Here is a 16379-nt window from a genome sequence, read left to right on the forward strand (position 1 = left end):
AGCTCTCGTTCTCTTTCTATTTTGTTACAGCAGCCTCTTCTTTCTTTGCTGCTTCCTTCAAAAAGGTCAATGATGCAGCTCCCAATGTATTGGCCGCAACGAGCATGGCTCTTTCATCAATGTTAAATTTCGGGTGATGATGAGGGTACGTTTCACTCTTGCTTTCATCCTGTGCACCTGTATAGAAGAACGTTCCCTTCACATGCTCCAGAAAATAGGCGAAGTCCTCGCCGCCCATTTGCGGCTCACCTTCAACAACCTTTGTAACGCCAGGAACATCCTTTGCAATCCTTGCTATAAAATCAGTTTCTTCTTTATGGTTGACGACTGGTGGATATCCGCGCTTGTAGGACAGGCTATAGCCCGCATCAGCAGACATGCACGTTCCTTTCACAACTCGTTCAATTTCCCGCTCCATCAATGCCCTGACATCTTCTTTAAACGTACGGACAGTGCCTGTAATTTTAGCTGTATCCGCAATAACGTTAAAGGCGTTGATCGCTTCAAAAGTGCCAACTGACAGGACGGCTGCCTCCAGCGGATTGACACGGCGGCTGACAAGCTGCTGCAGGTTCATAACAAGCTGTGAACCTATTACCACCGCATCTTTTGTAAGGTGAGGCTGTGCACCGTGGCCTCCTTTTCCTTGGATAACAATATCAAACTTATCGGCCGCTGCCATAAAAGGACCTATCCGGTGTTCAATGCAGCCGAACGGTGCAACCGCCCAAAGATGGGTGCCAAAAATAACGTCTACGCCATCCAGGCAACCATCCTCAATCATGGCAATCGCCCCTCCAGGAGCAAGTTCTTCCGCATGCTGATGGATAAAAACGATCGTTCCTTCGAGCTCATCCTTCAGGCTGTTCAGCACTTTAGCCAGGACAAGCAATGTGGCAGTATGACCGTCATGTCCGCAGGCATGCATGACACCATCGACTTTCGATTTGTATTCCACATCATTTTCTTCTTGAATCGGCAGTGCATCAAAATCCGCACGAAGAGCTACCGTTTTGCCAGGCTTGCCGCCGCGAAGCACAGCAACGATTCCTCTTCCCCCGACATTTCTGCGTACTTCGTGTCCCAACGCTTCATGATAGGCTGCGATATATTTCGGTGTTTCTACTTCCTCAAACGAAAGCTCGGGATTTTCATGCAGATGCCGGCGGATCTTCACCATTTCTGGATACAATTCTTTTAATCGGTCATATAATTTTTCCACTTCTGCTCATCTCCCGTTATTTTTTTATCCAGTGAATCAATCACGACTTCAATAGCGTTCAGCAGTGTTTCCTTTGGCCATCCGGAAATGGACCGGTCGTTCACAGCCAGCTCATAGGACGGAGGAACATGAATGAAGCCAGCAGGTATATCGAGTTTTGATTTTTCCAAGTGATGCAGCATACTGTACATGACATTATTACAAAGGTAGGCACCTGCAGTATTCGATAGTTCTGCAGGAATACCTCTTTTATTTAAAATTTTCGCAAATTTTCTGACGGGAAGAGTCGAAAAAATGGCCGCTGGTCCTCCATCGATAATCGGCATGTCAGACATCTCTTCTCCGCTATTATCGATTGGCCCGTCATTCACATTGATGGCCACCCGCTCAGGGGTAATCCGATTGCGGCCAGCGGCCAGCCCGAGCATGATAACCGCATCGGGCTGCAGTTCTTCATAATGGGAAATCAGCTCGTTAGCAGACCTTCCGTACTCCACAGGGAGCACCCGCCCTTTTACCTCATATCCTCCAATGACTTTGCCGTTTAGCTCGGTTGCAATAAATTCTGTCGGATTAAAAGGATGATCCAGGAATGGCTCAAACCCGGTCAGCAGCAGCGTTTTCAAGAATCGCCCCCCCCTTATTCTCAAGCTCTTCCAGCTGTTGGTCAAACCAGCTCACGATATACTGAAGCCGCGCAACCCTTAACCCAGGATCGCCATTTCGTGAAAGGTTATGATCAGCCTTTGGAAAACGGACAAACTTCACCTTTTTGTCCTGCTGTTTTAAAGCGATAAACAGCTGTTCTGCCTGCTCGATCGGGCAGCGGTAATCCTCTTCGCCATGCAGGATGAGAAGCGGCGTATCCATCCTGCTGCTCAGCCGCAAGGGCGAGTGCTGCCACAGTTTTTCAGGGTCCTCAAAAAGATGGTACCCGACCTCCCATTTCGTAAAATAAAATCCAATATCGCTGACTCCGTAAAAACTCAGCCAGTTGGAGATGGACCGCTGGGTAACAGCAGCTTTAAACCGGGATGTGCGGCCGATGATCCAGTTCGTCATAAAGCCTCCGTAGCTTCCTCCAGTAACGACAAGCTGTTCCATATCCACAAAATCATAATGTGATAAAACATAATCTACAGCAGCCATCAGATCACGGTAATCTCCGCCGCCGTAATCCCCCATGCATGCTTTGACAAACTGCTGGCCGTAGCCGTAGCTGCCGCGCGGATTGCTGTAAAGGACCACATAGCCGGATGCTGCCAGCATCTGCAGCTCATGGAAGAACGTATTGCCGTACATCCCATGCGGGCCGCCATGGATTTCCAGCACGAGGGGGTATTTTTTTCCTTCTTCAAATCCGGGAGGCTTCAAAAGCCAGCTCTGAACCGAATTGCCTTCATCATTTGTAAATCTGAATTCCTCTGGATGTGATAGAACGATTTCGGATAGTACCTCACTGTTTACATCCGTCAGCCTTACTTCTTCGGCTAAATTGGACAGAGAAGCATAAAATAAATCCCCCGGGATGACCGGTGAGCTTGCAGCAAAGATTGCATAGTCATTTTCTGAATCAACCGCGCACCCATACAGATGACAGTCTTGATTTGTGATCTGCGAAACCACTCCTTCAAGCGTGGCATAGTGCAGCGAAGAGTTTCCGTTTAAAGTGGCGATAAAATAAAGTCCCTTCCTATCCTTTGACCAGGCAGCCTTTGGTGCTGCGTGTCCGTAGTGCATATCGCCGATCACAGCGTCACCGGCATGTTCATCAAAATTCTTGGTCAAACATATCGTTACGCTGCTATCCAGATGTACAGCATGCAAATTACCGAGGGTCGCGCTGCCATGCTCAAATGTTTGGCCGAAATAGGCCAGGTATTCGCCATCTGCTGACCATACCGGATCAGTAAATGCTCCGGTTCCATGGCTGACGATTTTTTCTTCCCCTCCCAGCTGCTGGATCACCAGATCAGATGCATAAGAAACCGTATCTTCATTTGCCCTGCTCTTACTGTAAGCAATCTTATCGCCGTCTGGTGACCAAGCCGCACCAAAATGGTCGTTCAGCCCTGATGTCAGCTTTGTTTCGTTTCTTGTCTCCCTATCGATAAGAAAGAGCTGAGAATACTCGCCTTTCAGCATGCCTCTTCCGTCTGCTTTGTACTGAAGCTCAGTTACTTCCAGCGGCCGCAGCCTGTTCACTCCATCCGTCTCTTTCTTCACGGTAATCGCCGCAAGCAAAGACTTTCCATCTGGAGACCAAACCGGGCTAGAAGCACTGCCCTCATTTGAAGTCAGCTGTTCGGCTTCCCCGCCTTCTGCAGAAATCAGCCAAATCTGGTTCTTGCCGCTTCGGTCTGAAACAAATGATAGCAGCTTACCGTCAGGCGACCATCTTGGACTGGTATCATTGTGGCTTCCTCTCGTCCATTGAACAGTAGCCCCTGAACTCAATGTGCAAATATAAAGATGAGATTCATAGTTTTTATCTTTATTGATCCTTTTTACGGTATAGGCAACCTTTTCCCCGTCCGGAGACACTTGAGGGTCGCTTACAAATTTGAGCCTGTATAAATCTTCTGCACTTATTCCCGGTAACATGTGAGTTTCCTTCTTTCTATTAAAATGCTAATAAACTAAGATTAACAGTAGAATAGAGCAAACACTTAATCCCGTGCCAATACCTAATAAGAAGATTGCCGGATTTGACAACGTCCTCTCTTTTATTGAAGCTGCCATTTCTTTCTCTGCTGCACTCACCGCATAGTGTTTGCGGAAAAACACTGGGTTAGCTGCTCTGACTACTTTTGTCAGCGGATGTAGAAAACCTGTTCCTGATATGATTGCGCCTACACCGCCCACTAGAAATAATAGCCCCAGTAAAAATGATTGATTTATAGCTTCTATACCTTTTATATCAAACAGAAGCATGTATGCCTTCCAGGCTCCTGCAGATAAAAGTCCCGCAGCTAAAAACCTCATGTATAAACACCTCCATCGAAGCAAAAGAGGAGGAGTCTGCCAATGGGGCAGACTGTCCTCCATTCTGTTTATTCAGACACTTTTTCTGCCCAACGGACATACGGATAACGGTTAATTGGATAGACAATTCCTTTAAACTTATTGGAAGTTAAATAGTTATTAGAGTAATAGTATACCGGAAGAAAAGGAAGGTCTTTCATAAGTTCATCTTCTGCCTGATGAAGCAGTTCCATTCGTTTTCCTTCATTCTGTTCTGTTTTGGATTGTGCGAGAAGCTGATCATATTTTGGATTGACCCAGTTTGTTCTGTTGTTCGGGCTGTCTCCTAGATAGTAATCAAGAATTGGTGTCGGATCCACGTAGATGCCGATCCAACCCATACGCGCCATCTGGAAGTTCTTTTGTTTTGTAGTGTCCAAGTATGTTTTCCATTCCTGGTTTGTTAATTTCACATCGACGCCCAAGTTCTTTTTCAGCATTTCCTGAACTGCTTCGGCAATCTTCTTATGGCTTTCGAGGGTGTTGTAGGTCAGCTCAGTTTCAGGGAACTTGCTCCATCCTTCTTCCTTCATCGCTTCTTTTATCAGCTGTTTCGCCTTTTTCACATCTTCTTTAAAATACTGCTCTTTTTCTTTTCTAAAGTCTTTGCCGTTTACTTCTGCTCCATATGGCACAAAGCCCATAGCCGGTTTTTCTCCAGCTTGCGTGATCTTGTCTGTAATCATTTTTCTGTCGATCGCCAGGTTGAAGGCTTCACGCACTTTTTGGTTGTTAAATGGTTCTTTGTCGATATTGAACATGTACATGTACGTTCCGAAATAAGGTGTTACTTTGTACTCCTTATTATCTTTTTCCTGTGCGATCACATCGGATGGAAGGGTTTGAATCAGGTCGAGTTCACCTGATTTGTACATTTGATAATAGGTTGTGGCATCATTCACCATCTTCCACGTCACCTTTTCCATCTTCACATCGTCTTTTCCATAATAATTCTTGTTCTTCTCAATGACTACGGATCGGTTATGCTTCCATTCTGTTAGTTTGTAAGGTCCGTTGCTCACATAATCTTTTGCTTCTCCTGCCCAGTTTTTATTTCCTTCCGCTGAATCTTTTTTCACAGGGTAATACACCCAGAAAGAAAGAAGCTTTTCAAGGAATCCAGTTGGTGCCGCGAGCTCAACCTTGAGGGTCTTGTCGTCTAGAGCTTTTACCCCTACATCATCCACAGAGCCTTTGCCCTTGTTATACGCTTCAGCTCCTTTTATGTAATACATATAAAAAGCAAAAGAGCTACCTGTTTTAGGATTCAGCACATGCTTCCACGCGTATTCAAAATCACCGGCAGTTACAGGATCTCCATCAGACCACTTCGCATCATCACGGAGTTTGAAAGTATAGACTTTTTTATCGGATGATACTTTTACGTCCTTCGCCAGGCCTTTGACCGAATCACCGCTTTTGTTTTTCATGTACAGCCCTTCGTATAAATGATCAAGAATCCACCCGGAAGTCGTATCTGTCGCAAGTGCAGGATCAAGAGAAGGCGGCTCACTCAGAGCGTTTAACGTGATTTCCTGCTTCACGCCTTCAGTAGATGAGGTTTTGCTTCCGCCAGAGCAGGCAGAGAGCACTGACATAACAAGCATAAAAACCAGCAGACCAGTAAACCGCTTTTTCAATGTTTTCGTCATAATCCTATACCCCCATTTTTTAGTATAAATGACAAGCTGTCCAATGCTTTGGCCTTACTTCCTTCCATTCCGGGACCGCACTCGCGCATACATCCATCACATGCAGGCAGCGGGTCCTGAACCGGCATCCGGATGGAGGAGAGATTGGGCTTGGCGGGTCGCCTTTTAAAATAATTCTTTCCCTTCTCGATCCTTTTGCTGTTGAAGGTACAGGAATCGCCGAGAGGAGCGCCTGTGTATAAGGGTGCAGCGGCTCACTGAATAAGTCACCGCTGTCCGCCAGTTCCATAAAGCCGCCCAGGTACATCACGCCGATCCTGTCGCTGATATGCTTCACCATTCCAAGATCATGAGCTATAAAGAGAAAGGTAAGCCCCATGTCGCGCTGCAAATCTTCCATCAGATTAACGACCTGGGCCTGAATGGATACATCAAGAGCGGAGATTGGCTCATCAGCTACAATAAATTTTGGTTCTACCGCTAATGCCCGGGCAATTCCTATACGCTGGCGCTGCCCGCCGCTGAATTCGTGCGGGTAACGTTTCGCATGATCAGCCTGGAGCCCAACCCTCTCAAGGAGGCTGTAGATGCGCTCCATCCGTTCCTTCCCTGACGCAAGCCGGTGGGCGTCAATCCCTTCACCGATAATGTCGCCCACCTCCATTCTTGGATTGAGGGAAGCATGAGGATCCTGAAAGATCATTTGGACAATACGGTTGTAGTTCTTCTTTTCCCTTTTGTTTAGATGCCGGACGTCCTTTCCTTCAAAGAGTATCCTTCCGCCTGTCGCTTCATTGAGGCCGACAATCGTTCTTCCGAGCGTTGATTTCCCGCTTCCGCTTTCCCCGACAAGACCCAGTGTCTCTCCCTTTTTCACAGAAAAGGTAACTTCATCTACCGCTTTTAACGACCGTTTTCCGACCATGAAATATTTTTTCAGGTTTTCCACTTCCAGCATGGCCTGTGTCATGATTCATCCCTCCCTGCCGCGGCAAACTCGGCCACTTTTGGCGCCCGCGGATCATTCAGCCAGCATCTGGAATGATGCCCCCTCTCCGCTTCAAAAGGAGCTGGCATTTCCTCCACACATATTTCCATCGCGTAGTCGCATCTTGCCGCAAACGGACATCCGGGAGGCGGCGCATATAGATCCGGCGGTGTGCCTTCAATGGGAATCAGCCGTTCTTTTTCCACGGTTTCATAGTTTGGCAGAGAGTTCAGCAGACCAAGGGTATACGGATGTTTAGGATTTTCTAAAATATTTTCGGCCGTCCCGCTCTCCACTACAATCCCTGCATACATGACGATTACCTTTTGAGCCATCTCTGCAACTACCCCCAGGTCATGGGTAATGAGCATAATGGATGTGCCGAACCCCTGCTGGAGGTCCTTCATTAAATCTAAAATTTGAGCCTGGATCGTCACATCAAGTGCGGTCGTAGGTTCATCAGCAATGAGCAATTTCGGATCACACGCCAGTGCGATGGCGATCAGTACGCGCTGTCTCATGCCGCCGCTTAGCTCATGCGGATACTGTTCATAGCGGGCCTCCGGATTCGGAATCCCCACCAGCTTTAACAGTTCAAGTGCCCTGGCTTTCGCTTTTCTTTTGTCCAACTCTTTATGCTTAATAATTCCTTCCGCAATCTGGGGGCCGATCTTCATCGTCGGATTCAGGGACGTCATTGGATCCTGAAACACCATACTGATTTGTGAGCCTTTCAGCTGCTTCATCTCTTTGGATGAAAGTTTTAATAGATCTTTTCCTTCAAAAAAAATGGAGCCTTCCTCTATGGTGCATCCCCTTTTGGGAAGGAGTTTCATGATCGCCTGTGCGGTAACTGACTTTCCGCATCCGCTCTCTCCGACGACGGCCAAAACCTCGCCTTGCTCAATTTCAAAGCTTACTCCCCTGACTGCCTGAACTTCGCCTCCATGGGAGCGAAACGAAACTTTTAACTTCTCGACTTCTAATAACTGTCCCATCGTCTCCCTCCTAATCTTTTGTCTGGTGCGGATCAAGCGCATCCTGCAGTCCATCACCAAACACGTTAAACGCAAACATCGTCAATGAGATGAGGAGCCCTGGAAAAAACAGCCTCCACCATTGTCCGCTCAGAATGACACCGAGCGCATCATTGGCCATCGTTCCCCAGCTTGCAATCGGCGCCTGTACACCTAGTCCGATAAAGCTGAGAAAAGCTTCTGCAAAAATGGCCTGCGGAATCGTGAAAGTAAGATTGACAATGATAATACCCAGCATGTTGGGGAACAAATGTTTAAGAATAATCGTGCGGTGAGAAGTTCCAAGCTTTTGTGCTGCGGCTACAAACTCCTGCTGTTTGATCTGAAGGATCTGTCCCCTTACTACCCTCGCCATTGACACCCAGCCTGTTATGGAGAGAGCAATGATAATCGTCCATAAACCAGGCTTCATGACGACAAGCAGCAAAATAACGACAAGCAGGTAAGGTATACTGTATAGAATTTCAACGAGTCTCATCAGCAGACTGTCAACCCGGTCTCCGAACTTTCCGCGGCCAGCCATGTATCCCGAAATTCCGCCGACAAGGAGTCCGATGACGAGGTCAATAAGAGCCGCAGCAACTCCAATCGTTAGTGATATCCTGGCTCCGTACCACGTTCTCGCCCACATGTCGCGTCCAAGGTCATCGGTTCCGAACCAGTGCTTACCGCCCGGAGCAAGATTTCCGTTAGCAAGGCTCTGATCCGAATAACTGTAAGGAACCATCTTTGGTCCGAAAAGGGCAAAGAACAGGATGAACAATAAGAGAATGGTACCGGTCAAAGCCAGCTTGTTCTTTATCACCCTTCTAATGCTTTCTTTTGCCTGGCTGACACTCGGGCGCTTTATCTCGTCTTTCCGCAGCCGGTCTTTCTGAAGCTGCCGGAAGAGTGTGTCTTGAGATGCTTTTTCCAGCATGTCATTCCCCCCTGCTCGTTAGTTTGATTCGCGGATCAATGAGCCTGTACGATAGATCGATCAGAAAAAGCGTGACGATCAGCACAACACTGAAAAATATTGTAGTCCCCAGAATTACCGGATAATCACGGTTAAAGATGCTGTCCACAAAGTATTTGCCGAGGCCCGGAATGGCGAATATTTTTTCAATGACAAACGTTCCGGTAAGAAGATGTGCGACGAGCGGTCCCATAAAAGAGATGACCGGTATGACCGCATTCCGGATTCCATGCTTTACAACAATTCCTGCTGTACCCAATCCCTTGGCATCTGCTGTCTTCATGTAGTTCTGCTTAAGTACTTCAAGCATGCTTGAACGCGTAAACCTGGCGATAATAGCGAGTGGTCCGGCTGCAAGTGCAACAGATGGCAAGATGGTATGCTGCCATGTTCCCCATGAAGCTACCGGCAGCATCCCCCACTTGACCGCAAAAAATTTGATTAATAGAGGCGCCAGAATAAAGCTTGGAATCGAGATTCCGAGTATCGCAACCCCCATGGCAGCATAATCTACGGAACGGTTATGGAAAAGCGAAGCAATGATTCCGAGCGCCATTCCAAAGAAAAGAGCGATGACCAGCGCCTGAAACCCGAGCAATGCCGATACGGGCAGTCCTTCCGCAATCAGCGTATTCACATCTCTGGTCTCTGATTCGATCGACGGCCCAAGATCAAAGGATGCCAGATTTTTTAAATACAGCACATATTGAACCGGCAGAGGCTGATCGAGGTTGAATTTTGCTCGCATGTTATTCAGCACTTCTTCAGGAAGAACATCTGAATCCGAGGCAAATGGATCGCCCGGAATCGCGTGCATGATCACAAACGTCAGTGTTGTGATTACCCAGATGGTCAGCAGCATCGTTAATAGCCGTTTTACAACGTACATCATCATCTTCCCTCCCTCTTATTTTCATATGGCTTGACCTTATGCGTTGGCATGCCCTAGCACGCCGTTCGTTGCCGCCATGCCGATAATGACGGCTCCCCACATATGCTTGTAGGCGGTTATGTAATCCTCGCATGTAAACCGGATTCGTTTTGGGCCGATCAGTTCAACAGTCGGCAGGGTAGTCGTCATTAACGCCTGGTTCGTGCCTTTAAACTCGATCTCAAACGTGATCGGACCCTCTACAGTATAAGGAGGGATCTCCTTCGCTCTCTGTACTCCGCGCATGGCTTTCTCGCGAATGATCTGCCGTGCTTTTACAGGATGGATGAGCTCGGCAGCAAAACGGTCAACTGCATATTTAACCACTGCTCCTTCGATATCCGGCAGTGTTTCCATGACTTCTTCCACATAAGCGTCATCACCAGTAGCAAGAATGGCAGGAACTCCGAAGGATCCAGCCGCACCGGCATTCATTTCTGTTTCACCGACGATCTTGCCGTTGATCTTCATTTCACCCACCGCGACACCTGCCAAAGTATGGCTGATAACAGCACGCTCTGACCCCGCTTCACGTCCGTGGTGACCTACGAACATAATGCCGTCGAAGCTTTCATCCAGTCCGGTCAGCTGGCAGAGCACCCTGTTGTTTCCAGAAACAAGACGGGCTCTTTCATCGAGTTCCTCAACCAGCAGGTTTGACATGTTGCCATGGCCATCAGCCACTGTAACTTCTGTCGCACCGCCCTCAAATGCTCCCGCGATCGCTGCGTTCACGTCCTGTGTCATTAATTTTCTGAACCGCTGATATTCGTCATTTTTCTTAAGCTGCATGTTTGTAGCTACACCTGAGATTCCTTCCATATCTGCCGAAATAAAAATTTTCATTGTTCTCCTCCTTTTAGATAAATGAAAATGGAACTTGTACATCGTCAGACAGACTTGAAACCTTATCTCTTATGTATTTGCTTACATTCTGCTCATGTCCGCATGGCCCGGTTAGCCCAGTAAGTTCTTTAATCAACTGAAACATTAATTCAATCCCCCCCCAAAAGGATACGGAATTTTCTGAACGTTTTAGTTATATAAAAAAGACCCGCGGGTCTTAAATATATTCAAATGAATTTTTGTAGATATCCATTTGCAGAATGACATTCGTTTTGTTGATGCCTTCGATATGATGAATGCTTTTGACAATTTCAGTAATTTCTTCATAGTGGCGGACATTCGCCTGTACTAGAAGCTGATATTCTCCCGAAGTAAGGGTAATAAAACGGATACCGGCAATCTCCTGCAGCTTTTTAATTGTATCCTCCATCCACGGAGGTACGGCACTGATCTGGATAATAGCACCAACCTTTACTCCAAGAGAAATTGGATTAACGACACCAACAACTTCAAGAATATTATTTTCAACTAAATTATTGTAGCGGGTTCTTACCGTTTTTTCCGTTACATTCAATCGCTGGGCAATTTCAGTAAAGGACATCCTCCCATCTTTGGAAAGGAGTTTAATAATTCCCTTGTCCAGCTGGTCTATGATTTCGACAGACACTAAACTTCCACCTTTCAGTACAAAAAAATAAAAAAATTACTAAATTAGTACTATTTATAGTTATTTAGTACCTTATTACATTACTAAATCAAAATAAAAGTATTGTGTTTAGTAATTTTAACATAGTATAATTTTTTCAGAATATTTATTCAAGTGTTTTTTTCAAAAAAATTGAAAAAGTGGGTGTAATATATGTTGCTCATTAAAAACGGAACACTGATCATTGGAACCGGAAGTATAGGGAAAGGAGATCTTTTGATCGACGGTGGAAAAATTATAAAGACCGGGGAAAATCTCAAAGCGGATGATCGGACAAAAGTGCTTGATGCGGAGGGAAAGTTTGTAACGCCAGGGCTTATCGACGTACATACACATCTCGGTATTCATGAAGAAGGAATCGGGCTGGCAGGACATGACTATAATGAAACGAGCGACCCGGTAACTCCTTATGTCAGGGCTATCGACGGCATCAATCCTAACGAAAAAGGTTTTGAGGATGCTCGAAAAGCAGGTGTGACGACCGTGCAGGTGATGCCGGGCAGCGCCAATGTCATCGGCGGAGAGATGGCTGTTTTAAAAACAGCCGGCATTGTCATCGATCAAATGGTCCTCCGCAGCCCTTCAGGCATGAAAGCGGCCTTTGGTGAGAACCCGAAGCATTTCTATGGAAGCAAAGGAAAAACTCCAGTTACCCGTATGGGGATCGCAGCGTTGTTTCGAAAAGAGATGAAACGTGCGCAAGATTATCTGCGAAAGCTTGAAAATGGAGAGGTGATTGATTTTGACCTTGGGGCAGAACAGCTCATTAATGTGCTGAAAGGTGTCATTCCCATTCGCGCCCACGCACATCGTGCGGATGATATTGCTACGATCCTAAGGATGGCCAAAGAATTTAACATTGAAGTGACGATTGAGCATTGTACAGAGGGGCACCAAATTGCCTCTTATATTGCAGAACATAATGTCCGAGTTTCGGTCGGGCCTACATTATCTACAAGGAGCAAGATAGAGCTTGCCGATAAAGGCTGGCACACGCTGAATGCTTTGGATCAGGCAGGTGTTCCCGTATCCATTACCACTGATCATCCTGTTGTAGGTATCGACAGCCTTATTTTAAGCGCTATTGCCGCGGTGAAACACGGCTTAAGCGAGGAAACGGCCTTGAAGGCTATTACAATCAATGCCGCAAAACATTTGGGTGTCGATGAGAGGGTCGGTTCTCTTGAACCTGGTAAGGATGCCGACGTAGTGGTTTGGAGCGGAGATCCGTTCGATGCGCGGAGCACTGTTGAAAAGACGCTGATTAACGGAGAGACCATTTACGATTCAGGGATATCGTCAAACAAATAAAAAAAGACAGCTGTTTATCAGCTGTCTTTCTTTGTCCAGTTTTCTTCAATAAAGGTATCTCTTCCGGAATCTATGCGTTCCTGCTTATATTTCTCAGGGTTTTTCTTGTAGAAACCCTGATGATAGTCTTCTGCTGAATAAAATGCTGAAGCCGGCAGAATCTCCGTTACAATTGGCTTGTTGAAACGGCCGCTGCTGGCAACTTCTTGTTTTGAGCGCTCGGCTAGTTCCCGCTGTTCTTCATTATGGAAAAAAATTGCGGTTTTATATTGGCTTCCTCTGTCAAAAAATTGTCCACCGTCATCGGTTGGATCGATTTGAGGCCAGTAAAGGTCCAATAGCTTTTGATAAGGAAATAGAACGGGATCGAAGGTAATCTCAACCGCTTCATAATGGCCGGTCGTACCTTTTTTGACTTCTTCATATGCCGGATTCTCAACATGGCCCCCAGTATACCCTGAAAGGATGCCGTGGATGCCCGGCAGTTCATCAAAGGGCTTTACCATGCACCAGAAACAGCCTCCGGCAAACGTTGCTTTTTCAAGCTGATTAACTTCTTTCATTTTGCCTCCCCCATATTTCATGATCAGTCTTTTCATCATATATGGTTGGAGCTAGAAAATCCATTAAAAAGGCCGGTTCTTCAACAGAACCAGCCTTATCTTTTTTTCGATTAATCATCGAGATAATCTTTATGGTTTTTATTCCTTTTATTGCGTCTTGCTGAACGTACCACTAAAATGACAATGATGATAATGAGTAAGATACTAACGTTCAAGAATCCGCCTAAGAATAATAGTATGTCTTTTAACCAATCTGTTATTGATTCCATGCTGTCATTCACCTCTTATTTCTACATTACCCAGTTAAAGTCTAACTTAATCTTTAAGTGGCTTCCGTTTGGTTATTTATAGTTTTGGATACCCTGTCAGCGGAATTCTATTCAAAATCACGTCCATCCTTCATGAGAAAAAACAAAAAACACCCAGCAATAAATCGCTGGATGTTTGTATGGTCAGTCATAAAAATATAGGCCGGAATCAGGTCCGATTCTCCTGTTTTCATTCAAAAAATGAATGTTCACCATATCTTCAATCGGCAGTTCAAAATCAAAAACATCAATATTTTGACGTATGCGGTGAGGTGTCGCTGATTTAGGAATGACAGGAATTCCGTTTTGAAGCGCCCATCTCAATACCACCTGAGCCGGAGTTTTCCCGTGTTTCTCTGCAATCTGCAGGATAAGGCTCTCATGCAGAATCTCTCCCTGCATCAACGGGCTCCATGCTTCCACTTGAATATTGTTTTGATGGCAGAAATGCATCAACTTTTTCTGAGAGAGCCTCGGATGATACTCTACCTGGTTGACCTGAGGCTTAATCTCGCAATGCCTGATCAACTCTTCCAAATCTGATACACCAAAATTGGAAACGCCAATTGCTCTTACATCTCCACGGTTGTATAGGATCTCGAGCGCTCTCCACGTTTCCTTGATCTGCCCTTTAACCGGCCAGTGAATCATGTAGAGATCAATATAATCCACACCAAGTTTTCGCCGGCTCTCATCAAAGGCTGCAAGCGTATTATTGTATCCGTGGGACGCATTCCATAGTTTTGTTGTAATAAAAAGAAGTTCTCTTGAGACTGTACTTTTTTGTAAAGCGCTTCCAATTTCTGTTTCGTTTTGATAGATTGCGGCCGTATCTATGCTCCTGTACCCGGCATCAAGAGCGGCATGCACCGCTCTTTCAACCGCTTGCGGGTGCCGAAGCTTGCAGGTGCCCAGCCCGACCCAAGGCATGTTTACCCCGTTCGCAAGCACCGTTCCTTCATCCAGATGAATCATCGTCCTTCCCCCGTTTTTCATACTTTCTATACCTTATGCTGACAAACTGATTTTCATTTAAAAAAAAGATGAAAAAACGTAAACAAAACCGGCTGGCGTCCGATATTAAATACAAGTAACATCAATCTAAAAAAGGGACCCTCAGGGGTCCCTTTTTAATTGCTTCGTTCATATTTTAAACTTCGAGATCATATCCTGAAGCTCTTCTGCCATATAGGATAATGACTGTGCAGAAGCTGTTATTTCTTCCATGGAAGCAAGCTGCTCTTCCGTCGAAGCCGCTATGCTTTGTGCGCTTTCTGAAGATTCTTTGGCGCTTGCCGCCATCTCATCGGCTGATTGTGAAATAGAGTTAGAACCATTTGCCAGCAGCTGGATCGCGCCCGAAATTTCCATGATTTTTTCATTAACATCCATGACGGACTCCTGGATCAGATGGAATTGTTTTTCTGTTTCCTGGACAACCGTTAATCCCACTGAAACATTTTCTTTTACGTTCTCGATTGACTGGCTTGAAGCCCCAGTTTCATGCTGAATCTGTTCAATAATACTCTTGATTTCTTGAGCCGATTGGCCGGATTGCTCGGCAAGCTTTCTTACTTCCTCAGCGACCACAGCAAACCCTCTTCCGCTTTCACCCGCCCGTGCAGCCTCAATGGATGCATTCAGAGCAAGAAGATTCGTTTGATTCGAGATATCGGTAATAATGGATACGATGTCTCCAATGGATTGTGACCGTCCTCTTAGTTCATCGATCCCCTCATGGGTAATGTTTACCGATTCTTCGATTTGTTTCATTTGTTCTACAGTTCGGCTTACGTATTTTTTTCCTTCTTCAGCCTGTCCAGAAGCGGTGCCTGTCAGTTCACCCGCATGGGAGGCATTCGCAGAAATAACGTCCAGCTGCTGAACAGTTTCCTCAATCATTTCTGCACTGCCAGCTGATTTCTCCATCTGGATATCTGCGCCTGTTGCGACTTGCTGAATGCTTTGTGCAATGTGCCCTGCCGCATGGCTATTTTGCTCCGCGCTTGCTGTCAGCTGCTGTGATGAAGCTGCTACTTGCGAGGTTGTTTCCGAGATTCGTAAAATCATTGACTGCAAACTTTCTGTAAATTGATCAAATGTGCCGGCGAGGACTCCGAGTTCGTCTTTCGTATCTAACTGGATTCGTCTGGTCAGATCCCCTTCTCCCTCTGCAATCTCTTTTAGATTACGATTAAGAAGATGAATGGGACGAATAATAGAACGAACAATCAGGGTGCCGAAGATTACGCTTCCGATCATCAGCAAAAGCAATAGACCTGAGAACACCGTATTTTGAATCATCATGGCTTTTTTGTTGTCTGCTTTTGCAGTGGCAATTTCTTTTTCAAGCTTTTTATCCAAGCCTTCAATGACCGGATTTAGTACTTCTTTGCGAATGTTCCGTTCATCGCCGAAGTGAACCGTCATCGCAAGTTCTTTTCCGCCGCCGTCATACGCTTTTATTGTTCGTTCACTGGAATTAAAATAACCGGTTAGACCCGCTTCCGATTTTTTGCGGATTTTTTCATCCAGCAGCGGCAGAAGCGGTTTGGCAAGGCTCACAATGCTCTTCTTTTTATCTGCCATTTCAGCTGTGTATTTTTTGTCGCCGGTCAGCAAATACGCCCGCTCATCGTTGGAGTAGCCAGCAATGTAAAACTGCAGATCTTTTAAAGATGTCTGCAGATCCTGTTTGTCTTGCAGTTCCCCGCTCATCTGTTCCTGCCTGTAGCTATGGAAGTATGAAAAACCTCCAGCTACAATCAGGGCAAAAATGGCCGTCCCGATTAGAATGAATAACTTGTTTCGTATTTTCATTAGATGCACCTCT

Annotated in this window: 16 protein-coding genes; 1 reads left to right on the forward strand and 15 read right to left on the reverse strand. The window is 46.0% G+C overall.

Annotated features, from left to right (window positions below; all coding sequences use genetic code 11):
* Positions 1-16: 16 nt before the first annotated feature.
* The 12 genes from AR335_RS12535 to AR335_RS12585 all read right to left on the reverse strand — a co-directional run bounded on the left by AR335_RS12535 (position 17) and on the right by AR335_RS12585 (position 11325).
* Positions 17-1222 (reverse strand): M20 family metallopeptidase, encoded by a 1206-nt coding sequence (locus AR335_RS12535; protein ID WP_062236174.1) that lies wholly within the window; start codon positions 1220-1222, stop codon positions 17-19.
* Entirely contained in the window at positions 1198-1848 is a 651-nt protein-coding gene (locus AR335_RS12540) for a pyroglutamyl-peptidase I (protein WP_062236177.1), read from the reverse strand. The genes AR335_RS12535 and AR335_RS12540 overlap by 25 nt, the downstream gene beginning before the upstream one ends.
* Positions 1820-3826 (reverse strand): alpha/beta hydrolase family protein, encoded by a 2007-nt coding sequence (locus AR335_RS12545; RefSeq protein ID WP_062236180.1) that lies wholly within the window; start codon positions 3824-3826, stop codon positions 1820-1822. Before AR335_RS12545 ends, AR335_RS12540 begins: the two co-directional genes overlap by 29 nt.
* A gap of 27 nt (positions 3827-3853) precedes the next feature.
* Entirely contained in the window at positions 3854-4207 is a 354-nt protein-coding gene (locus AR335_RS12550) for a DUF3899 domain-containing protein (protein ID WP_062236183.1), read from the reverse strand.
* Positions 4208-4275: 68 nt separating this feature from the next.
* Entirely contained in the window at positions 4276-5886 is a 1611-nt protein-coding gene (locus tag AR335_RS12555; protein ID WP_062237082.1) for a peptide ABC transporter substrate-binding protein, read from the reverse strand.
* A gap of 31 nt (positions 5887-5917) precedes the next feature.
* Positions 5918-6868: an ABC transporter ATP-binding protein gene (locus AR335_RS12560; RefSeq protein ID WP_062236185.1), complete on the reverse strand. Its 951-nt coding sequence runs from the start codon at positions 6866-6868 to the stop codon at positions 5918-5920.
* Complete coding sequence (locus tag AR335_RS12565; protein ID WP_062236187.1) at positions 6865-7884, reverse strand: ABC transporter ATP-binding protein; 1020 nt, start codon at positions 7882-7884, stop codon at positions 6865-6867. The genes AR335_RS12560 and AR335_RS12565 overlap by 4 nt, the downstream gene beginning before the upstream one ends.
* A 10-nt stretch (positions 7885-7894) precedes the next feature.
* A complete protein-coding gene (locus AR335_RS12570) occupies positions 7895-8842 on the reverse strand; it encodes an ABC transporter permease (protein WP_062236189.1) in 948 nt (315 codons plus the stop codon).
* Position 8843: 1 nt separating this feature from the next.
* Positions 8844-9770, reverse strand: a complete 927-nt coding sequence (locus tag AR335_RS12575; RefSeq protein WP_062237083.1) for an ABC transporter permease — start codon at positions 9768-9770, stop codon at positions 8844-8846.
* A 39-nt stretch (positions 9771-9809) separates the two neighbouring features.
* Complete coding sequence (locus AR335_RS12580; protein WP_062236191.1) at positions 9810-10658, reverse strand: M55 family metallopeptidase; 849 nt, start codon at positions 10656-10658, stop codon at positions 9810-9812.
* 13 nt (positions 10659-10671) lie between these two features.
* On the reverse strand, positions 10672-10803 hold the full coding sequence (locus tag AR335_RS25205; RefSeq protein WP_255357575.1) for a hypothetical protein: 132 nt from the start codon (positions 10801-10803) through the stop codon (positions 10672-10674).
* 72 nt (positions 10804-10875) lie between these two features.
* A complete protein-coding gene (locus tag AR335_RS12585) occupies positions 10876-11325 on the reverse strand; it encodes an Lrp/AsnC family transcriptional regulator (RefSeq protein WP_062236192.1) in 450 nt (149 codons plus the stop codon).
* Between the two features lie 192 nt (positions 11326-11517).
* On the opposite strand from AR335_RS12585, the gene AR335_RS12590 reads away from it, so the two are divergent.
* Complete coding sequence (locus AR335_RS12590; RefSeq protein WP_062236194.1) at positions 11518-12675, forward strand: amidohydrolase; 1158 nt, start codon at positions 11518-11520, stop codon at positions 12673-12675.
* 17 nt (positions 12676-12692) lie between these two features.
* Here AR335_RS12590 and msrA read toward each other — a convergent pair whose 3' ends face one another.
* From msrA to AR335_RS12605, 3 genes are all read right to left on the reverse strand, one after another.
* Complete coding sequence (gene msrA, locus AR335_RS12595; protein WP_062236196.1) at positions 12693-13238, reverse strand: peptide-methionine (S)-S-oxide reductase MsrA; 546 nt, start codon at positions 13236-13238, stop codon at positions 12693-12695.
* Between the two features lie 452 nt (positions 13239-13690).
* Positions 13691-14521: an aldo/keto reductase gene (locus AR335_RS12600; protein WP_062236198.1), complete on the reverse strand. Its 831-nt coding sequence runs from the start codon at positions 14519-14521 to the stop codon at positions 13691-13693.
* Between the two features lie 168 nt (positions 14522-14689).
* Positions 14690-16366 carry a methyl-accepting chemotaxis protein gene (locus AR335_RS12605; protein WP_062236200.1) on the reverse strand — a complete coding sequence of 559 codons (1677 nt, stop codon included), beginning with the start codon at positions 16364-16366 and terminating at the stop codon, positions 14690-14692.
* Positions 16367-16379: the final 13 nt, after the last annotated feature.

The organism is Fictibacillus sp. FJAT-27399, assembly GCF_001510655.1.
In the GTDB taxonomy this organism is placed as follows: Bacteria; Bacillota; Bacilli; order Bacillales; family Fictibacillaceae; genus Fictibacillus_C; species Fictibacillus_C marinisediminis.